At 70.4% G+C, this 20,058-nt stretch carries 17 protein-coding genes; 3 read left to right on the top strand and 14 right to left on the bottom strand.

Annotation, left to right across the window (positions count from 1 at the left end; genetic code table 11):
• Positions 1 to 35 precede the first annotated feature (35 nt).
• Entirely contained in the window at positions 36 to 491 is a 456-nt protein-coding gene (locus AB0395_RS15080; protein ID WP_366280878.1) for a MarR family transcriptional regulator, read from the top strand.
• Between the two features lie 277 nt (positions 492 to 768).
• On the opposite strand, the gene AB0395_RS15075 is transcribed toward AB0395_RS15080, so the two are convergent.
• Together AB0395_RS15075 and AB0395_RS15070 are read right to left on the bottom strand one after the other, a co-directional pair.
• Positions 769 to 1,497, bottom strand: a complete 729-nt coding sequence (locus tag AB0395_RS15075) for a response regulator transcription factor (protein ID WP_366280876.1) — start codon at positions 1,495 to 1,497, stop codon at positions 769 to 771.
• Positions 1,494 to 2,798 (bottom strand): histidine kinase, encoded by a 1,305-nt coding sequence (locus AB0395_RS15070; RefSeq protein ID WP_366280874.1) that lies wholly within the window; start codon positions 2,796 to 2,798, stop codon positions 1,494 to 1,496. Before AB0395_RS15070 ends, AB0395_RS15075 begins: the two co-directional genes overlap by 4 nt.
• Positions 2,799 to 2,966: 168 nt before the next feature.
• Here AB0395_RS15070 and AB0395_RS15065 point away from each other — a divergent pair, with 168 nt between their 5' ends.
• Together AB0395_RS15065 and AB0395_RS15060 are read left to right on the top strand one after the other, a co-directional pair.
• Positions 2,967 to 4,169 (top strand): lipase, encoded by a 1,203-nt coding sequence (locus AB0395_RS15065; protein ID WP_366280872.1) that lies wholly within the window; start codon positions 2,967 to 2,969, stop codon positions 4,167 to 4,169.
• A gap of 111 nt (positions 4,170 to 4,280) precedes the next feature.
• Entirely contained in the window at positions 4,281 to 4,655 is a 375-nt protein-coding gene (locus tag AB0395_RS15060) for a helix-turn-helix transcriptional regulator (RefSeq protein ID WP_366280982.1), read from the top strand.
• A gap of 147 nt (positions 4,656 to 4,802) precedes the next feature.
• Here AB0395_RS15060 and AB0395_RS15055 read toward each other — a convergent pair whose 3' ends face one another.
• The 12 genes from AB0395_RS15055 to AB0395_RS15000 form a co-directional block, all read right to left on the bottom strand.
• Positions 4,803 to 7,193 carry an excinuclease ABC subunit UvrA gene (locus tag AB0395_RS15055; protein WP_366280870.1) on the bottom strand — a complete coding sequence of 797 codons (2,391 nt, stop codon included), beginning with the start codon at positions 7,191 to 7,193 and terminating at the stop codon, positions 4,803 to 4,805.
• Positions 7,194 to 7,672: 479 nt separating this feature from the next.
• The gene (locus AB0395_RS15050) at positions 7,673 to 10,240 is read right to left on the bottom strand and encodes a glycosyl hydrolase family 18 protein (RefSeq protein WP_366280868.1); all 2,568 of its coding nucleotides are present in this window, start codon (positions 10,238 to 10,240) and stop codon (positions 7,673 to 7,675) included.
• Positions 10,241 to 10,380: 140 nt separating this feature from the next.
• Positions 10,381 to 11,868: an MFS transporter gene (locus AB0395_RS15045; protein ID WP_366280866.1), complete on the bottom strand. Its 1,488-nt coding sequence runs from the start codon at positions 11,866 to 11,868 to the stop codon at positions 10,381 to 10,383.
• A gap of 55 nt (positions 11,869 to 11,923) precedes the next feature.
• On the bottom strand, positions 11,924 to 12,619 hold the full coding sequence (locus tag AB0395_RS15040) for a GntR family transcriptional regulator (RefSeq protein ID WP_366280865.1): 696 nt from the start codon (positions 12,617 to 12,619) through the stop codon (positions 11,924 to 11,926).
• A gap of 63 nt (positions 12,620 to 12,682) precedes the next feature.
• Positions 12,683 to 13,276, bottom strand: a complete 594-nt coding sequence (locus tag AB0395_RS15035; protein ID WP_366280864.1) for a YceI family protein — start codon at positions 13,274 to 13,276, stop codon at positions 12,683 to 12,685.
• On the bottom strand, positions 13,273 to 14,124 hold the full coding sequence (locus AB0395_RS15030; protein WP_366280862.1) for a sulfurtransferase: 852 nt from the start codon (positions 14,122 to 14,124) through the stop codon (positions 13,273 to 13,275). Before AB0395_RS15030 ends, AB0395_RS15035 begins: the two co-directional genes overlap by 4 nt.
• Positions 14,109 to 14,909 carry an MBL fold metallo-hydrolase gene (locus AB0395_RS15025; RefSeq protein ID WP_366280860.1) on the bottom strand — a complete coding sequence of 267 codons (801 nt, stop codon included), beginning with the start codon at positions 14,907 to 14,909 and terminating at the stop codon, positions 14,109 to 14,111. Before AB0395_RS15025 ends, AB0395_RS15030 begins: the two co-directional genes overlap by 16 nt.
• Before the next feature lie 79 nt (positions 14,910 to 14,988).
• Positions 14,989 to 16,359, bottom strand: a complete 1,371-nt coding sequence (locus tag AB0395_RS15020) for an amidohydrolase family protein (protein WP_366280858.1) — start codon at positions 16,357 to 16,359, stop codon at positions 14,989 to 14,991.
• Entirely contained in the window at positions 16,343 to 17,119 is a 777-nt protein-coding gene (locus tag AB0395_RS15015) for an ABC transporter ATP-binding protein (RefSeq protein ID WP_366280856.1), read from the bottom strand. Before AB0395_RS15015 ends, AB0395_RS15020 begins: the two co-directional genes overlap by 17 nt.
• Positions 17,116 to 17,937, bottom strand: coding sequence for an ABC transporter permease (locus AB0395_RS15010; RefSeq protein ID WP_366280854.1), 822 nt, complete (start codon positions 17,935 to 17,937; stop codon positions 17,116 to 17,118). The genes AB0395_RS15015 and AB0395_RS15010 overlap by 4 nt, the downstream gene beginning before the upstream one ends.
• Complete coding sequence (locus AB0395_RS15005) at positions 17,934 to 18,686, bottom strand: ABC transporter permease subunit (RefSeq protein WP_366280853.1); 753 nt, start codon at positions 18,684 to 18,686, stop codon at positions 17,934 to 17,936. The genes AB0395_RS15010 and AB0395_RS15005 overlap by 4 nt, the downstream gene beginning before the upstream one ends.
• A complete protein-coding gene (locus AB0395_RS15000) occupies positions 18,686 to 19,774 on the bottom strand; it encodes a PhnD/SsuA/transferrin family substrate-binding protein (RefSeq protein WP_366280851.1) in 1,089 nt (362 codons plus the stop codon). Before AB0395_RS15000 ends, AB0395_RS15005 begins: the two co-directional genes overlap by 1 nt.
• Positions 19,775 to 20,058: the final 284 nt, after the last annotated feature.

The raw sequence follows: 20,058 nt of genomic DNA, 5'->3' as shown, positions 1-20,058 counted from the left end.
ATCTCACGTCAACCTGTCAGGGTGAAGGGAGGGATATGTCGTCGCGCCCACCGCACGAGAACCTCAGCCTGTTGCTGTCGATCGTCGCCCATGTCACCAGGGAGACCCAGGAGCAGCGCCTGGCCGAGCTCGGCCTCGGGGTCCGCGAGCATGTCGTCCTCAACGTCATCGACGCCGGGGTCCCCACCCAGCTCGCCATCGCGGCCAAGGCCGGCCTCGACAAGAGCACCCTGATTCCCGTCCTCGACCGCCTCGAAGGCAAGCGGCTCATCGAACGGCATCCCGACCCCAAGGACCGCCGCGCCCGCGTCGTCACCATGACCGACGCCGGTCATCGCGCCCTGGCCGACTCCTTCCACACCGTCACGGCCACCGAGGACGATCTCCTCGCCGACCTCACCCCGGCCGAGCAGACGCAGTTCCGCGGCTTCCTGCGGCGCATCGTCGAGGGCCGCATGTCCAGCACATCCGTCCCCGGCTCCTGCCTCTAGGAGGCTGGTGTTAAGTGGGTCATCCTGGCTGAGGGTTCTCGGGTGAGTTCGCCGTGTAAACGGCGGAGATCTGCCGACCGTTCAGGCCGTGAAGTTATCCCCACGCCCGGTGACCAACACCGACCACCCTGACATACGAGGAGAGACCCACGCGAGATAGATCAAAAAAACACCAGCCACCTAGATGTGGCGGATCACCCTGGCCGGGGCACCGGCGGCGACGACGCCGGGCGGGATGTCCCGGGTGACGACGGCGCCCGCGCCGATCAGTCCCGACTCAAGTTCCGGCGGCCTGGCCCGCCGAATGGGAGCCGTCCGCGCCCGCGGTGGGCCGCCGGAGAGGCGAGGCGGAGACCAGGCCCGTTTCGTAGGCGACGATGACGAGCTGGGCGCGGTCATGGACGGCCAGTTTCCCGAGCAGCCGCCGCACGTGCGTCTTGACGGTTGCGAGGCTGACGCTCAGGCGCCCGGCGATCTCCGGGTTGGTCAGGCCGCGCGCGATCAGCACCAGCACCTCGCGTTCCCTGCCGGTCAGCCGGGACAGTTCACGGGCGAGTGGACGGTCGGGGTCGGTCCGCCGGGCGAACTCGGCGATGAGGCGGCGGGTGACGGTGGGGGCGAGCAGCGCCTCACCGGAGGCGACCACGCGGATCGCGGCCAGCAGGTCGGCCGGCGGGATGTCCTTGAGGAGGAAGCCGCTGGCCCCGGCGCGCAGCGCGGCGTAGACGTACTCGTCCAGGTCGAACGTGGTCAGGATGACGACACGCACCTCGCCGCCGCGCTCGGCGCAGATGCGCCGGGTGGCCTCGAGGCCGTCCGTGTCCGGCATGCGCACGTCCATCAGCACCACGTCGGGCCGTAGCTCGCGGGTCAGCTCGACGGCCTGCTCACCGGTGCCCGCCTCGCCGACCACGACCAGGTCGGACGTGGTCTCAACCAGCATGCGCAGCCCCACGCGCAGCAACACCTGGTCGTCGGCGACGAGCACCCTGGTCGGCTCGGTCACCGTGACCCCCCTCGTTCGCCGGCCAGGCGGGCGTGCACCCTGAAACCGCCTTCCTGGCGCGGGCCGGCGCTTAGGGCGCCGCCGTACATCATGACCCGCTCCGCCATCCCGGTGAGCCCGTGCCCTCGGGTGTCGCGGGACGCTCCGGAGAGGCCGGGCCCGTCGTCGACCACCTCGACGTCGACCACCCCGGGTTCCGGCGAGGAGACCGTCACCCGGCAGCGGGCCGCTCCCGCGTGCTTGACCACGTTCGTCAGCGCCTCCTGGACGATCCGGTAGACCGTCACCTCCACTCCCTCGGGCAGCGCCACGTCCCGGCCGGGGCCAAGGCCGCCCCCCAGGTCGACGTTCAGATCGACCTCGACGCCCGCGCGGGCACAGAGCGCGGACAGGCCGTCCAGCCGGGGAACGGGCTCGGGGCCCGGCCTGCCAAAGCCGACGCCCGAGTCGACGGCTGAGCCGGGAACAGGGCTGGTGACAGTGCCGGTGACAGTGCCGGTGACAGTGTCGGGAACAGGGCCGGGAACAGGGCCGATGCCGATGCCGGAGTCGGAGTCGGTGTCGGTGTCGGTGTCGGTGTCTGAGCGCAGCATGCCGAGCATGTGGCGCATCTCCGCCAGTGCCGCCCTGCCGGTGGTCTCGATGAGCCGCAGCGCCTCGCGGGCCTCCTGCGGTCGCGTCTCGGCGACCAGGTCGGCGACCCCTGCCCTGAAGGTGATCAGGCTCATGCTGTGCGCGACGACGTCGTGCAGGTCCCGGGCGATCCGCAGGCGCTCATCCGCGACCGCACGCGCGGCCGCCTGCTCCGCCATGCGTACGGCGTGTGCCCGCTGCTCCCGTACGGCGTAGCCGACCGTCCACGACAGGCCCATCAGCAGCCAGCCGAACATGACCGCCGACAGCGTCTGCGAGGGCGACGGCCCGCCGGTCAGGCACAGGGCCAGCGCGACTCCCGCCAGGGAGGCGGCGAGGGCACCGGCCGCCCGCTGTCGCGGCTCCAGTGAGGCGACGGTGTACAGGACGACGGCGACCACGAGGTAGGACTCCCCCCACCCGGCGGGCAGCGCGACCATCGCCGAGGCCAGCACACCCCACAGCACCGGCATCGGCCACAACCTGCGCACCGCGACGGGCAGGCAGGCGGCGGCCACCGCCACCAGCACGGGTGACGGGCCCGTCACCCGGAGCGTGGCGAGGCCGAAGGCTGCGGTGAGCAGGACGGCGGCCACGGCGTCCACAGCGACCCAGTGGCCTCGGCGCAACCGTCGCACCACCGGGGGACGTTGAGCGCGATCGTTCACGCCCCAACGGTATCCATGCAGGCCAAGCCTGGGGATCCCTCGAAAGGACGTCATCCCGTGGGGTGACTCCTCCAGGTGGAGGAGCGTTCCCGTAGCGTCCTGGGCTGACCCGAAATTCCCTTCCTCGGCCCGATGGCCCGGCCCGTGCCATACGAAACCGTGGAGGACATGAGCAGAACAAGAGTCATGACCCGTGCCGTGGCGCTGCTGGCCGCCACCGCCGTAACCACCGCCGCCGCGGTCGTCCCGGCCGTCGGAGCCGTCGCGGCGGCCGATGCCGGACCGGTGAAGCTCGTCGTACCGGAACCCTCGGGACCGCACCGGATCGGCACGGTCTCACTGCACCTGGTCGACGAATCCAGGAAGGATCCGTGGGTGGCCTCGGTGCCGAAGCGGGAGCTCATGGTCAGCCTGTGGTACCCGGCGCGTGAGGTGGATCGCTACCCGGTCGCACCGTGGATGCCCAAGGCCGCCGCGGACCGTTACCTGCGCGACGCCGGAGTGCCGCCCGGCAAGGTACTGCTGGGCGAAACCCACGCTCACGAGGGCGCGCCCGTCGACCGGCGCGCGGGCCTGCTGCCGGTCGTGCTGTACTCCCCCGGCGCGAACGCCTCGCGCTCCTACGGCACGGGTGTGGTCGAGGAGCTGGCCAGCCGGGGATATCTGGTGGTCACGATCGACCACACCTACGACGCGGCCGTGGTGCAGTTCCCCGGCGACCGGGTCGAGGTGAACCCCGACGGGGAGGTGTCCGACTTCGAGAAGGCGGTCAAGGTGCGCGCAGAGGACACCCGGTTCGTCCTCGACCAGATCACCGCCCTCGCGGCGGGCCGCAACCCGGACGCCGAGCACAGGAAGCTGCCCAAGGGCCTGGACGGCGCGCTCGACCTCAAACGGGTCGGCATGTTCGGCCACTCCCTCGGCGGGGCGACCACCTCCTCGGCCATGTTCGCCGACAAGCGGATCAGGGCAGGGATGGGCCTGGACGGCGCCACGCTCGGACCCGTCGCCGAGGCCGGGCTTGACCGGCCCTACCTGGTGGTGGACACACCGGGCAAAGGGGGGATGGAGAGCAACCCCGCACTGCGGAAGTTCTGGTCGCTCCTGCGCGGGTGGCGGCTCCACCTGACCCTGAAGGGCGCGGCGCACAACTCCTTCGGCGACGACGTGCAGCTCATGCCGCTGGTCGCGCCGTTCCTCGGGCTGTCGACCGAAGACCTCAAGGGGATGGTCGGCACCATTCCGACCGCACGGGCGCTGGCGTTCCAGCGCGCCTACCCTGCGGCCTTCTTCGACCTGCACCTGCGCGGCCGAGGCCACCTGCTGGACAAGCCCTCCTCCCGCTTCCCCGAGGTGACCTACGACCGATGAGGCGACCCCGCGCGGAGGCGACGACGCCCCCGCCGCAGGGCACGCAGGCCGTGAGATGCTGGTCGGGTGCTACTACCGGACCTGGTTCGGCTCCGCCGGGCCCGTGACCTGATGGATCGCGACTACGCGGAGCCGCTCGACGTCCCGGCGCTGGCGCGGGCGGCCCACATGTCGCCCGGCCACTTCTCGCGCAGCTTTCGCGCCGCCTTCGGCGAGACACCGTACAGCTACCTGATGACGCGCAGGATCGAGCGGGCCAAGGCGCTGCTGCGGCGCGGCGACCTGTCGGTCACGGAGGTCTGCTTCGCGGTCGGGTGTACGTCGCTGGGGTCGTTCAGCACGCGGTTCACCGAGCTGGTCGGCGAGAGCCCGAGCGCGTACCGGGCGCGCGGTCACGACCAGGACGCGGGCGTCCCGGCCTGCGTCTCCAAGATCTTCATGCGGCCGGTCAGGAACGGAGAGGCCACGCACACCGCCTGGCCGTAGCGTGAATGGCAAGCCGTCGCCGATCGACCGGCCGTACGGGCCCGCGACCGCGCCTTCCCCTCTCGTTGGCTCCCGTTTCTGCCGGCCGGGTGGGACGAGCCGAAACAGCTGAGAGGACTCGTCCCACGGTGTCCGCGAGGACCTCGGTCAGGCGCCGACGTAGGCCGCGAGGTGCTCGCCGGTGAGGGTGGAGCGGGCGGCGACGAGGTCGGCGGGGGTGCCCTCGAAGACGATCTGGCCACCGTCGTGGCCGGCGCCGGGGCCGAGGTCGACGATCCAGTCGGCGTGCGCCATGACCGCCTGGTGGTGCTCGACGACGATGACTGACTTGCCGGAGTCGACGAGCCGGTCGAGCAGGCCGAGCAGTTGCTCGACGTCGGCGAGGTGCAGGCCGGTGGTCGGCTCGTCGAGGACGTAGACGCCGCCCTTGTCGGCCATGTGGGTGGCCAGCTTGAGCCGCTGCCGCTCGCCGCCGGACAGCGTGGTGAGCGGCTGGCCAAGACTGAGGTAGCCGAGCCCGACGTCGGCGAGCCGGCCGAGGATGGCGTGCGCGGCCGGCGTGCGTGCCTCGCCCGCGCCGAAGAACTCCCTGGCCTCGGTCACCGACATCGCGAGCACCTCGCTGATGTCGCGGCCGCCGAGGTGGTGGTCCAGCACCGATGCCTGGAACCGCTTCCCCTCGCACTCCTCGCAGATGGTGGCGACGCCGGCCATCATCGCCAGGTCGGTGTAGATGACACCGGCGCCGTTGCAGGTGGGGCAGGCGCCCTCGGAGTTCGCGCTGAACAGCGCGGGCTTCACGCCATTGGCCTTCGCGAACGCCTTGCGGATCGGGTCGAGCAGTCCGGTGTAGGTCGCCGGGTTGCTCCGTCGCGAGCCGCGGATCGCGCCCTGGTCGATCGACACCACCCCCGCACCCGCGGGGATCGACCCGTGCACGAGCGAGCTCTTGCCGGAGCCCGCGACGCCGGTGACGACGACAAGCACCCCGAGCGGGATGTCGACGTCGACGTCGCGCAGGTTGTGCGCCGTCGCGCCGCGGATCTCCAGCGTGCCGGTGGGCGTCCGCACCGTCTCCTTGACAGTGGCCCGGTCGTCGAAATGACGGCCGGTGACGGTGCCGCTGGCCCGCAGCCCCTCGACGGTGCCCTCGAAGCAGACTGCGCCGCCCGCCGTACCGGCGCCGGGGCCGAGGTCGACGACGTGGTCGGCGATCGCGATCGTCTCCGGCTTGTGCTCCACCACGAGCACCGTGTTGCCCTTGTCCCGTAGCCGCAGCAGCAGGTCGTTCATTCGCTGGATGTCATGGGGGTGCAGGCCCGTGGTCGGCTCGTCGAAGACGTAGGTGACGTCGGTGAGTGAGGAGCCGAGGTGGCGGATCATCTTGACGCGCTGCGCCTCACCGCCCGACAGCGTGCCCGACGGCCGGTCGAGCGAGAGGTAGCCCAGCCCGATCTCCGTGAACGAGTCGAGAGTCTGCTGCAGCGTGGTGAGCAGCGGCGCCACCGACGGATCGTCGACGCCGCGGACCCAATCGGCCAGGTCGCTGATCTGCATCGCGCAGGCGTCGGCGATGCTGATCCCCTTGATCTTGGAGGACCGGGCCGCCTCGCTGAGCCGGGTGCCACCACACTCGGGACAGGAGGTGAACGTCACCGCCCGCTCCACAAAGGCCCGGACGTGCGACTGCAGCGCCTCCTTGTCCTTGGACAGCATCGACTTCTGGATCTTCGGGATCAGGCCCTCGTACGTCAGGTTGATGCCGTCGACCTTGATCTTGGTCGGCTCCTTGTAGAGCAGGTCGTGGAGCTCGGCCTTGGTGTATTCGCGGATCGGCTTGTCGGGGTCGTAGAAGCCGCAACCGCTGAAGATCCGGCCGTACCAGCCGTCCACGCTGTAGCCGGGGATCGTGAGCGCACCCTCGTTGAGCGACTTGGAGTCGTCGTAGAGCTGGGACAGGTCGATGTCGGTGACCCGGCCCATGCCCTCGCAGCGCGGGCACATGCCGCCGGTGACGGTGAAGTTGCGCTGCTCCTTCACGCTCTTCCCGCCGCGCTCGAACGAGACCGCGCCCGATCCGCTGATGGAGGCGACGTTGAAGGAGAAGGCCTGGGGCGAGCCGATGTGCGGTAGGCCGAGCCGGCTGAAGAGGATGCGCAGCATCGCGTTGGCATCGGTGACGGTGCCGACCGTTGAGCGGGGGTTGGCCCCCATCCGCTGCTGGTCGACGATGATCGCGGTCGTCAGCCCTTCGAGTACGTCGACCTCGGGCCGCGCCAGCGTCGGCATGAAGCCCTGCACGAAGGCGCTGTAGGTCTCGTTGATCATCCGCTGCGACTCCGCGGCGATCGTGCCGAACACCAGCGAGCTCTTGCCCGAGCCGGAGACGCCGGTGAACACCGTCAGCCTGCGCTTGGGGATCTCGACGCTGACGTCCTTGAGGTTGTTCCCGCGCGCGCCCTGCACGCGGATCAGATCGTGGCTGTCGGCGACGTGCAGCGTAGGCGACTGCGTCTCCGTGCTCATGGCCGTGCTCATAGTGTCTCCATCCGTTACGCGGGGCCGCCCGCGGTCTCCATCGGCGTCGCCTGCTCGATCTAACCAGTTTTGAGCAGTATGTCTGCTGCTTTGCTGTGCTTCAGCCCATGGATCCGCTGAGCCTCGGCCACGCGGCGCGCCCGACCGAGGGCGTCAAACCGGCCGGCGGTCGTCGCGCATCGGCTCCCGGCCGGGCATCTCGTTCACCTCCCGCCGGGCCAGGAAATCGACAGCCCGATCACCCTGGATGCCGATCTCGCCGTTGGCCGTTCGTCTTCAAGCCCGACGGTGGTGATGTCCACGGCGGCTACCCTACGTACGGCTCCGTGACCCGTGCTTCTCGATTCCTGACCGGTCCGGTCACCGTTGTGGGTCACCGCGAACCGGACCGGATAACGCCGGGCATGGGAACGGGCTGCCCCTCGCGGCGTCGCAGGTCGCGGGGACAGCCCGTCAGGATCGAGCTACTTCGAAAGTGGTTATCTCAGGCCCGCGTCGACGGCGCTGGTCAGGGTGCCGGGGTCACCGGACATCTCCCAGATCATCACGCCGAGCAGGTTCTTGCTGCGGAGCCACGCGGTCTTCTTGGCGATCGTCCACGTGTCGTCGAAGGTCCACCACTGGCCTCCGTTACCGGTGTAGCAGTAGGTCGCGACCGCCTGCTCGTCGTGCTTGATGGTGCATCCCGGCACGCTGGCCAGCAGGTTGCTGTACCCGCGGGTGCCCGCCTCGTCCTGGAACTGGCCGGGCGCGGCGCCGGTGGCCGACTGCCACTCACCGGACTTGCCACCGTCGGCGACCCCCTGCCAGCCACGCCCGTAGTAGGCGAGACCGATGGCGATCTTGCGGGGGTTCACACCTGCATCCAGGTAGGCCTTGACCGCGTTCTCCACGCTGAAGTGGAAGTTGTACGGGTCGTCGACGTCGGCGTACAGGTTGGCCTGGTGGCCGGCCCTGTTCGGCTCCCACGAGTTGTCGCTGCCCGAGCCGTGGAAGTCGTAGCCCTGGACGTTGAAGATGTCCATGGACTTGGCGACCTCGGCCAGGTCCCAGCCGGCCTGGATCTTCGCCGGGTCGGCGGGGGTGAACGCGGTGAGCTGGTAGCGCTTGCCGGTCTCGGTGGTGAGGGCGTCGAGCTGCTTGCGGAACTCGGCGATCAGCAGGGTGTTGTTCTGCTTGTCGTTGGCGCCGATGTGGTTGCCCGCGTGACCATCGGAACCCGGCCACTCCCAGTCGAGGTCGATGCCGTCGAAGATCCCGGCGGCGCTGCCGGGGCCACCGGCGGCGTTGTAGGTGGGCAGGTTGCCCTTGATGTAGGTGTCGATGCAGGAGGCGACGAACTTCTTCCTGGAGGCGTCGGTGGCCGCCACGTCGGAGAAGTACTTGGAGTAGGTCCAGCCGCCGAGCGAGATCAGAACCTTCAGGTTCGGGTACTTCGCCTTGAGCTTCTTGAGCTGGTTGAAGTTGCCGCGCAGCTTCTCCCAGCCGGTGTCGGCTACGCCGTCGACCGACTGGCCCGCGCTCATCGGCCTGCCGTAGTCGGCGTCCGCGTCACCGGAGCCGTCACCCTGGCTCGGGTCCTGCGGGTTGCCGGTCGTGCCCTTGGTCACACCCTGCAGACACGTCAGGTTCACCGGGTCGATGTTGCCGAAGGCGTAGTTGAGGTGGGTCAGCTTCGCCGCGGCGCCGGTGGTGTCGAGGTTGCGGACGAAGTACTGCCTGCCGTAGATGCCCCACTGGACGAAGTAACCGACCCGCGCGTAGCCGCTGCCGATGATGTCGTCGGTGGTGACCTTCACCGCGTTGCTGGCGTCCGAGACGTTGTCGTAGGTGTCGCGGGCCTTGACGGTGAAGGTGTACTCGGTGGACGGCGACAGGCCGGTCACCGTGGCCGTGGTCGAGATCGAGGTGGTGAGCAGGGTCGAGCCACTGTAGATCTCGTAGTTCGCGACTTCCTTGTTGTCCGTCGAGGCGCCCCAGGTGAGGGTGACGGTCGAGGAGGACTTCGCGGTGCTGCGCAGGTTGCTGGGCGCGGTCGGCGGCTGGGTGTCGTCACCGGCGTTGTTCGTGGTGACCTTCAGCGCGGTGCTCGCCGGAGAAAGAGTGCCCTTCCTGTCCTTGGTCTTGACGGTGAAGGTGTACTCGGTGTTCGGGGTCAGGCTGCCGACGGTCGCGGTCGTCCCGGTGACCGTGGCGGCGAGGTTGGCGCCGTTGTAGACCTGGTAGCCGACGATCGGGAGGCTTCCGGGGGTCGCGGCGTCCCATGCCAGCGAGACGGTCTTGGTGGTCTTGACCGGCGAGCGCAGGTTGCCGGGAGCACCGGGCGCCGCGTCGGCGGAGCCGTCACACTTGATGTCGTTGATCCGGCAGTTCTCCGGCTCGGCGGAGGCGCTGCTGATCGTGAACGTCGGGCTGTAGGGCTCGGTCGAGCCGTGCGCGGCGACGTTGGTGTTGTAGTGGGCCGGGCTCAGCGTGACCGAGCGGCCGCTCTGGCTGATCGAGCCGTTGTCCGCGGCGCTCGCGGTGACACCGGCGGGCAGGTCGAAAGTGATCGACCAGCCGTTGAGCGCGGCGTCGGTGTTGTTGTTGACCACGAACTTGCCACGGGTCCCGCTGGCCGAGTAGGTCGCGGTCACGGGGGCGTCCGGCGGCGGCGGGTCGCCGCTGCCGTCACAGTTGGCGTTGTTGATGGTGCACTTGGTCGGCTGAACAGCGGAGCTCAGCGTGAACGTGGGGCTGTAAGGCTCCGTGTTACCGTTCGCCTTCACGGTGTTGATGTAGAAGGCGGGCGTCAGCTTCACCTTGGTGCCTGTTTGCGAGGTGGTCGCATTCTGGGCACCACTGACGGTCACACCGGCCGGAAGCTCGAAAGTGATCGACCAACCGGTCACGGCGGTGCTGTTGGGGTTGCTCACCACGAACTTGCCCTGAGTGCCGGTGAGGGAGAAGGCGGCGGTCAGGCGGGCGGCGGCTTGGGCGGGAACCGTCAGGGCGGCCATTGCGGTCGCCATGGCGAGAACCACCAGCACAGAGGCTAATCGGCGCATACGGATGCTCTTTCCTTTAGGAAAGTTTCCTAATAATTATGCGGATAGTAACCCTGACACCCGGTGTCTACAAGACCCAAAACCGCTGTAAATGATCGGGCGCGAGCGTGCGGAGCGCGGCCCCTCCCCCAGCGCTCCCGTCACGTTCCGCCGCCGTCGCAGGTGCCCGCCGTTTGGACCGCTCCTCCGTCACGCTCGTCGCCCGCCGTGCCCGCCCCGGCCGTACCCGCGTCCCCGGGCAGCCCCCTCCTGCGAGGCATGACCAGTACGGCGAGCACGCCGAGAACCGCGACGACCAGCATCGCGAGGAAGACGTGGTGCACGGCCGACGCCAGGGCGTCGCGGGCGGCCCGCGCCTGCGGCCCGTCCAGTGCCGCGGCGACCTCGTCCACCGACGACACCGTGCCCGAGGACAGCATGGAGGCACTGGCGACCACCGCGAAGACGGCCGTGCCGACCGCGCTGCCCGCGCTGCGGAAGAACACGACCCCGCCCGTGACAACGCCGCGCCGCTCCCAGCCGACCACGGACTGCGCGCCGACCAGGCAGGAGACGGACAGCAGGCCGAGACCGAAGCCGTTGACGAACGCGCAGGCACCCGCGTAAACCAGCGGCGAGGCCGGGGACAGCAGGACGAACATCACCGACGACACGACGATGAGCGCCAGCCCGGCGAGCGCCGTGTCGCGGAAGCCGTACCTCAGGTAGAGCCGGTCGGCCAGGGCGGCGGCGAGCGGCCAGCCGATGGACTGCGTCGCGAGCGCGAACCCGGCCGCGATCGCGCCCGCGCCGAGCACTCCCTGGGCGTAGGTCGGCAGGTAGAGGGAGGGGGCTATCAGCACCATGCCGACGGCTCCGCTGCCGAGGAAGGCGCCGAGCAGCATCCGGTCGCGCCAGATCCACGGCGGCACGACCGGCTCTGACGCGTGGCGCTCCCAGCGGAAGAAGGCCGCCAACAGCGCGAGACCGAGCAGGACGGCCCACCAGAGCGCCCCCTGCAGTCCGATCATCACGGCGACGACCCCTGCCGACAACAGCGCCGTGCCGAGCAGGTCGAGGCGGTGCGGGCGCCGCTCGACCGACTCGCGCAGGAACACCGTGACCATGGCGAGCGCGGCGACCCCCACCGGCAGGTTCAGCAGGAAGATCCAGCGCCACAGCCCCAGCTCCGACAGCAGGCCGCCGAGGGTCGGCCCGAGCAGCGCCGACGTCCCCCACACCGTCGACAGCAGCGCGGAGATCCGCCCCCGCTGGGCCAGGGGGTAGATGTCGCCCGCGATCGTCTGGGTGACCGGCTGGATCGCTCCCGCGCCGACGCCCTGCAGGGCCCGCGCCGCGATGAGCGCGGGCATGCTCCAGGCGAAGCCCGCCAGGAGCGACCCGGCCAGGAAGATCGACATACCGACGAGCAGCATGGGCCTGCGCCCGTAGACGTCGGCGAGCCGCCCGTAGATCGGGGTGCACACCGCCTGGGTCAGCATGTAGATCGCGATGACCCAGGGGAACAGGGAGAAGGAGCCAAGGTCCCGCACGATCGCCGGGACGGCGGTGGCCACGATCGTGGCGTCCATCGCGGCCAGGGCCGTACTGAGCATGAGCCCGGCGACCACCGGTCCACGTCGCGTCACCGTCGGTTCCTCCTCCTGGGCCGGTCAGGACGACCGCTGCCCCTCGTCTGTGGCGTCAAGCCTCCTCACCTTGATCCGCCAGGGTCTCGACGACCCTGCGGCGGTACTCCGCCAGGTAGTCGCGAAGCACCCGCTCCGCGCCGTCGGCGTCGCCGCGCGCCGCCAGCCTGGCCAGCTCACGGTGGTAGCGCAGGCCGTGAGCCACGTGCCGCCCGACCAGGTAGCGGTTGACGACGTTGCGCAGGTCCTCGATGATCCCGATGGCGAACGGGTTGTCCGCCGCGTCGTAGAGCTCCCGGTAGAAGGCCGTCCGCTGCTCGTGCAGCGTGCCCCTCTCATGGGGCCCGTCGAGCGTCTCGCCCAGCTCACGCAGACGCGCGGCGCGGGCGGAGGTCATCCGGGCGATGGACTTGCGCAGCGCGTGCGCCTCGACCAGCTCCCGCAGCTGGTAGATCTCCCTGACCTGCTCGACGGTGAGCGTGCGCACGACCGCGCCGCGGTGCGGGTTGAAGGAGACCAGCCCCTCGGATTCGAGCTGCATCAGAGCGGTGCGCACCGGGATGCGGGAGACCCCGATGCGCTCGGCCAGATCCTCCTGCCGCAGGTGCTCGCCCGGCGCGAGCAGCCCGGTGATGATGCACTCGCGGATCACGGCGTAGGACAGCTGCCCCGCGGTGCGGGCGCCGTCCGCGGCACGACCGAGGATGTCGGCGAAGGCGGCCTCCTCAGCGGAACCGTGCGTGTGGCCCACCGCCGCCTCTCCCTTCCCGCTGCCTTGATCGTCTTTTCCTATCAGATCGGATCGAAAGACCCATCACAGCACATGCCTGGCTGTTCCCTCGGGCAGTGCCTCGACGATGATCTCGATGTCGACCTGGCTGCCGATGGCGAACCCTCCCGCCTCGAGCGCGCGGTTGAAGGTGACGCCGAAGTCCTCACGGTTCACCGACCCGGTGGCGCTGAACGCCAGCAGCGGCACCCCGCCGTCCGAGTGCGTGCCGAGGTAGCGCGCGGCCAGCTCGACCGGGCGGGTGATCCCGCGCACGGTCAGCTCGCCCACGATCGTGAAGGCCCCGTCCTCCTCCAGGCGAATCGCCTCCGAGGTGTAGGTGATCGTGGGGAACTCCTCGACATGGAGGAAGTCGGGCGAGCGCAGGTGGTCGTCGCGGCGGGCGACGCCGCTGCTGACGTTGGCCGACTCGACGCTGACGGACAGGCGCGACCCCTCCGCGGGGTCAGCGACCTCGAAGCTGCCCGTCGCCCCGTCGAAGCGGCCCCGCACCTTCGCCACGACCAGGTGCTGGATGGTGAACTGCACGCTGGTGTGCCGGGGGTCGATCTCCCAGACTCCGGCGGGGGGCCAGTTTCCGGTCGCGCCGTCCGTGATGCCGTCTGCGGTCGTGGTCATCGTGCTTCCCTTTCGATCGGTGATCCGACGATGCTGCCCCACTCGGTCCACGAGCCGTCGTAGATGCGGACGTGGTCCCAGCCGAGCAGTTCGTGCATGGTGAACCAGAGCAGGCTGGCCCGGTGGCCGAGCCTGCAGTAGGCGACGACCTGCGAGGTCTGGTCGGGCGCCGCCCCCGCGGCGCGGAAGACGCGCTCAAGCTCCTCGGGCGGCCTGATGACGAACCTCTCGTCGAGCAGGTCCTTGAAGAAGAGGTTGACGGCGCCGGGGATGCGGCCGTGCCGTTCCGCCCCGTGGTCGAAGCCCGCTCCCGGCTTGACCCGCTCGCCGCGGTACTCCTCGGGGTAGCGGCCGTCGAGCAGCAGGGTCTCCGGCGAGCCGACCAGGCCGAGCAGCTCGTCGCGGCCGATCCTGCTGGTGTCGTCGCGGGCCTCGCGCACCGGCTCGTACGGCACCGCCGTCACCTCGGGCTCCTGCGTGGACAGCTCGAACCCCGCGCGGGTCCAGGCTCCCCTGCCGCCGTTGAGCACCCGCACGTCGGCGTGGCCGTTGAGCGTCTTGAACACCCAGTAGCCGTAGGCGGCGAACTGTCCCCGCCCGCTGTAGAGCACGAGCGTGCTGTCCGGGCCGACGCCGAGCCCGCCGAGGATCGCGGCGGCCTGTTCCGGGGTGACGAACTCCCGCTCGTCGGGGTCCCAGTAGAGGTCCTTCCAGAAGACGTGCCTGGCGCCGGGGACGTGCCCGGCGGAGTACTCGTCGATGTCGGGCTCGTACTGCACCTCGACGACGACGGTCTTCGGGTCGTCGAGCCGTTCGGCGAGCCACCGGGGGTCTACAAGGGCAGCCATGCGCGCCGCCCCTCCTTCCTGGTCACGTATCCGAGACCCGGATGGGGGAAGTGGCCGAGCCCCACGAGGGTCCGGTCCTCCTCCACCCGGGCGAGGGTGCTCTCCCGAGTGGCGACGGCCAGCTCGGGGTCGAGGTCGAAACGCTGCACCCAGCCGGTCTCGTCGAGCACCACGGGGTGGTGAGCGAGGTCGCCGAGCAGGAACGCGTCGCGGTCGCCGACCACGTAGCCGGTGTGCCCCGGCGTGTGGCCCGGCAGGGCGACGGCGCGCAGCGAGGGGGTGACCCGGTGCCCGTCGTCGATGAGCTCCAGGACGCCGAGGTCCTCAAGCGGCAGCGCCTGCTGGACGATGTTGGGGTGCATCTGTTCGAGGGCGCGGTAGTGCTCCCAGTCGGCGCGGGGCACGAGGTACCTGGCGTTGCCGAAGCGGGGACGCACCGGCTCCTCCAGGACGAGGTTCCAGCCGACGTGGTCGGGGTGGAGGTGAGTGAAGACGACCAGGTCGACGTCGTCGGGGGTGAACCCCGCCTCGGCCAGCTCCGACAGCAGCCCCGCCGGGGCGGCGAGCCCGCCGGGCGGGCCGAGGTACGGCCCCCAGCCGGTGTCGACGAGGACGACCTTGGAGTCGGCGAGCACCAGATAGCCGCCGAAGTTGAGCGGCCTGCCGTCCTGCCCCTCCCACGCCTGCGCCGGCACGTCGGGGAAGTGCCACTCGCGGTTCAGCGGGTGCTCGCCGTCCCGCAGCGCGACGATCTCCGCCGCGCCCGCGCTCACACGGACAGCCATGCGAACCCCTCCCCCAGGTACGGCTCCCGCCGCACGCGCCCGGCCCCGCTCGCGGCAACGGCCCCGGTCACAGCGATGGTCACAGCGACGGCCACGCGAACCCCGCCCTCTCGCACAGTTCCCGCAGCGCCTGCCCGGCCCTGGCGGCGAGCTCGGCCTCGTCGACGCCGGTCAGCCGTCCCTCGCGCTTGAGCACGCGCCCGTCGACGAGGACGGTGTCGACGTCGGCGGGCTGCGCCGAGTGCACGACGGCGACGGCCGGGTCGGCGACGGGGGCCAGGTTGAGACGGTCGGTGCGGATCAGCACGATGTCGGCGCGCTTGCCCGGGGTGAGGGAGCCGGTGACCCCGGCCAGCCCCAGAGCGTGCGCGCCCTCCAGGGTCGCGGTGCGCAGGATCTCGCGCGGAGTGATCGCCTCCGCGTCCCCCGCCTCGGTGTTGGCCAGGCCGAGCGCGACCCGCATCGCCTGGAACGGGTCCGCGCTCGCCGCGATGGCGGTGGTGTCGAGGGAGAGGCTGGCCCGGACCCCGGCCTCGCGCAACCGCAGCAGCGGGGGCAGGCCCATGGCCAGCCGCAGCTCCGACAGCGGGCTGACCGTGATCGGGATGCCGTGCTCCGCGACCCTGACCAGGTCGGCCTCCGGCAGGTGCAGGCAGTGAGCCAGCAGCAGGTCGGGGCCGAGGAGCCCGTCGGAGTCGAGGAGCGCAACCTGGTGGATGCGCTCGACCTCGGCGCGGGTGCCCGCGCAGTGCATGGCCAGCGGCAGTCCGAGGTCGCGGGCCGCGGCGAACTCGGCGCGGTAGACCTCCCTGGCCGAGCGGGCCGGGCCGCGCACGTTCACGCCGATGGAGATCAGCGGGTCGGCGGCGTACTCGTCGCGCAGCCGCTTCACGTCGGCGAAATCCATGGCCTCGTCGAAGCCCTTGCCCCGGTCGCCCATCAGACGCCGCATCTCCTCCGCGGAGATCGAGGGGTGGGCCGAGGGGGCGCCGTAGGAGTAGTGGGCGCGCAGGCCGAGCTCGCGCAGCGCGCGCAGGTCGGCGTCCGCGTGCTCGGGGCCGAGGACGTTGTGCGCCCAGTCGTGGACGGTCGTGACGCCCGCCGCGATGCCCTCCGCCGCGGCGAGCCGTACGCCGAGGTGGGTGTCGTCGGCGGTGAAGTACGGCGCGAGTTTGCCCTTGCGGGCGAACCAGCCGTTCTGCGGGCCGTCGCCGATGACACCACGCAGCAGGGTCCCCCACAGGTGCCAGTGTGAGTCGACGAAACCCGGGATGGCGATCATGCCGGTGGCGTCGATCACCTGGGCGCCCGGCGCGTCGAGGCCGGGACCGATCGCGGCGATGCTCCCGTCGCGGACCTCGATGTCGGCCCCTTCGAGGTCGCCGAGGTGCTCGTCGACGGTGAGCGCGGTCACCCCTCTGATGAGCAGGTGGTCATTCGGAGAAGGCATTGGTGTCCCCCTTGAGCAGGCGCCAGATGTCGTGGCGCAGGTCGGTGAAACGGGAGTCGCCGCGTACGGCGTGCTCGTCGCGCGGGTAGCCGAACGGCACCTCGAACTCGGCGGCGACGCGTCCCGGCCTGGCGGAGAACACCGCGATCCGCTGGGACAGGAACAGCGCCTCGTCGACGCTGTGCGTGACGAACACGACGGTCTTGCCGGTGAGTTCCCAGATGCGCAGCAGCTCGATCTGCATCAGCTCGCGGGTCTGGGCGTCCAGCGCGCCGAACGGCTCGTCCATCAGCAGGATGTCGGGGTCGACGGCGAGCGCCCTGGCGATGCCGACCCGCTGCTGCATGCCGCCGGACAGCTCATGCGGGTGATGGCGCTCGAAGTCGGCCAGGCCGACCATCTCGATGTGCCTGCGGGCGATCTCCTCGCGTTCGGCCTTCGAGGAGACGACGCCTTCGAGGGGGAAGGCGACGTTGCCGAGCACGGTCCGCCAGGGCAGGAGCCTGAAGTCCTGGAAGACGAAGGCCCGGTCGCGTCCCGGGCCGGTGATCGGCACGCCGCCGACCCGGATCTCGCCCTCGGTGACGGGGACCAGCCCGTCGAGACACTTGAGCAGGGTCGTCTTACCGCACCCGCTCGGTCCCAGCAGGCTGACGAAGCCGCCTGAGGGGACGCTGAGCCGTACTCCGGACAGGGCATCGGTCCGCTTGCCCTTCCCGGTGTAGGACTTGCCGACACCGTCAACCTCGATCGCGGTCACGTGGTCACCTCCGGGCGCCAGGCGGACAGTCTGCGGCCGGCCCAGCCGACCAGGGCGGTGAGCAGGGCACCGACGGCCAGGGCGACGAGCGCGACGGCGAAGACCTCGTCGGCGTCGAGCCGGGCGCGGGCGTCGCCGAGCAGAGTCCCGAGGCCGGGATGGCCGACGAGGAACTGCCCGACGACGACCGCCATCAGCGCCCGCTGCACGCTGATGCGCAGCCCCGCCGCGATGTACGGCAGGGCCCCGGGCAGCACGACCTTGAGCAGGAAACGACGCCCGGTGACCTGGTAGGCGCGGGCCAGCTCGCCATAGGCCCGCACGCTCTCCCTGGTACCGGTCGCGGTCGGGAAGACCAGCATGATCGCGGTCGCGAGCACGATGGTCGCGAGCAGGAAGCCCTCGCCGATGCCGAACCAGATGATCATCAGTGGCACCAGGGCGATCAGCGGAACAGAGTAGAGCGCGACGAGGTACGGCTCCAGCGCGACGGCCAGCAGCCGGTAGCGGCCGATCAGGAACCCGGCGAGCACGCCGAGCACCGCGGCCGCCGCCCAGCCGACGAGCAGCGTGCCGACCGTCCCCGCGACCAGGGAGAGCAGGTCGCCGTCACGGGCGAGTCGCAGGAGCTCGGCGGCGACCAGGGTCGGCGACGAGGTGAAGTCCGGGCGGACCGCGCCCGCGACCTGCCATCCGGCCAGTGCCAGCGCCACCCCGGCCACGTGGAGCGGCCTGATTCCCGTGGCTCTCGCCGGGGAGGTCCAGGCCCTCTGCGAGGGGGCTTTCACGGTCTGGGAGAGAGTGGACGCCGCCTTCATCGCGTCACCTGCCAGGGGGTGAGTCGTATCTCCAGACGCCGCAGCCCGACGTTGACCGCCAGGCCGACGACCATCACCGACAGCAGCGCGGCGATGAGCTCCGCGGTGCGGAAGGCCGCGCCGAGGTTGTAGATCAGGCCGCCGATGCCGCTGGTCTCCAGGAAGAACCCGGCGAGCACCACGCCGACCAGGGCGTGCACGAGGCCCAGGCGCAGCCCGGTCAGCACGTACGGCCTGGCCGCGGGCAGCACCACGGAGCGCAGCGTCCGCCGGGGCGGCACGCAGTAGGCGCGGGCCAGCTCGACGTAGGACCGCTCGATGCCCCGCACCCCGTCGCGGACGGTGAAGAAGACCTCGAAGAAGCCGAACGCCAGGATCAGCACGATCTTGGCCAGGTCCTGCAGGCCGAACCACAGGGCGATGAGCGGGACCAGCGCGATCCTCGGGGTGAGGAACAGCGCGCCGAGCAGCGGGGACAGGAGCTGGTCAAGCGGTCGGTACCAGCCGAAGAGCAGGCCGAGCCCGACCCCGGCGACCGCGGCCACCGCCATGGCCACGGCCACCTGGACGGCGGTCTGCCCCCACGCGCGAGCCAGCTCGCCGCCGGTGAGCAGGTCGCCGGCGGCGGCGCCGACCCGGGCCGGGGTCGGCAGGATCGCCGCGGACATCCGCTGCGCGACCTGCTGCCAGATCAGCAGCAGGACGGCGAGGGTCGCGATCCTGACCGCCCAGTCACGGGCCGGGGCCATCACTTGGCGCCGAGGAAGGCGACCGCGGCCTTCTGGTAGTCGAAGGTGACCAGGTCGGCGCAGGCGTAGGCGTTCTTGATCACGCCGAACTCCTTCGAGGTCGCCAGCGTGTAGTCGCACATCTTCTGGTCGAGGCTGCCGTTGACCGGCCAGTCGTCGAGCTCGGTGACCAGGGTCTTGTAGTTGTTCTCCGCCGCCTCCGCGGACAGTCCGTCGATCTTGGCCTGAGCGAGGGCGAGCCAGCCCGCCTTGTCGTCATGGGTCCAGCGGTCCGCCTTGATCTCGGCGATGGCCAGCGCGAGGGCGAGGTCGGGGTTGGCCGCGAGCCACGAGCGGTTGACCGCCCACACGTCGTTGAGCTGGGGGTTGGCCTCCCAGCCCTTGCAGAGCACCGTGTAGGCCCCGGGCTTGGCCAGGTCCAGTTCGGCCTGCCGGAACGTCGCCGACATGCCGCCCTCGATCTTGCCCGCCTCCAGCGACTCGACGATCTGCCCGATGTTGGACAGGTGCAGGAGCTGGACGTCCTTCTTGACGTCCAGCCCGGCCTGGGCGAAGCACTTCGAGGCGGTCTGCCCCACGATCGAGGTGAGGTTCTGGGAGACCGCGAACGACTTGCCCTTGAGGTCGGCGAGGGAGGCCGCCGGGCTGCGGCCCGCGACCAGGAAGGCGTTCTTCTGGTCGTTGCCCGCGATCGCCACCAGGTCGGCGCCCGCCTCCTTGGCCGCGGCGAGACCGCCGAGCGAGACGTGGCCGACCTGCACCTGGCCGCCGATCAGCGCGGCGTTGAGCGGGGTCGAGTCCATCAGCCGGAAGTCGGCCTTGATCCCGAAGTCGCTCTCCAGCAGCTCGACGACCTTGTAGAGGCCGGTGAGGGTGGGGTTGGGGAAGGCCGCGCTGGCGACGGAGATCTGCTTGCCCTGGACCTTGGCCCGCAGTTCCTCGATCGAGGCGGGCGGCTGGACCTGAGCCTGCTGGGCGGAGGCGGTCCCCGCCGGGCTCGCCGTACCCGCCTCCGGGCCGGGAGAGGCGGGTACGGCGCCCACGTTGTCCGCGCATCCCGCAAGCAGCAGGACCGACAGGGCCAGCACGGCGCCGTGTGTTAGGCGATGGGCTCTACGCCGCATCGGTACCTCCGGGGGTGTTCTTGATCTTCTGGATTGGATACAACAGCGGCGCCGACACACCGCTCCGCCTACCCACTAAACAAGTAGGGAAAGTGCTATTACGATGACACAGATCTCCGGAAGATCGCAAACAGGCCGAAAAAATCAGACAATCAACGCAAAATCCGGCGCCAGGCGATGGGAAGGACGACCGGAAACCGAGACGAGGGGGCGCGGGTGCCCGGGAAGAATTGGATCCGATCTACCGG

The sequence above is a fragment of the Streptosporangium sp. NPDC051023 genome, from assembly GCF_040689595.1.
GTDB lineage: Bacteria > Actinomycetota > Actinomycetes > Streptosporangiales > Streptosporangiaceae > Streptosporangium.
The sequence above is the reverse complement of the archived record's forward strand: the minus strand, read 5'-3'. Positions and strand labels throughout refer to the sequence as shown.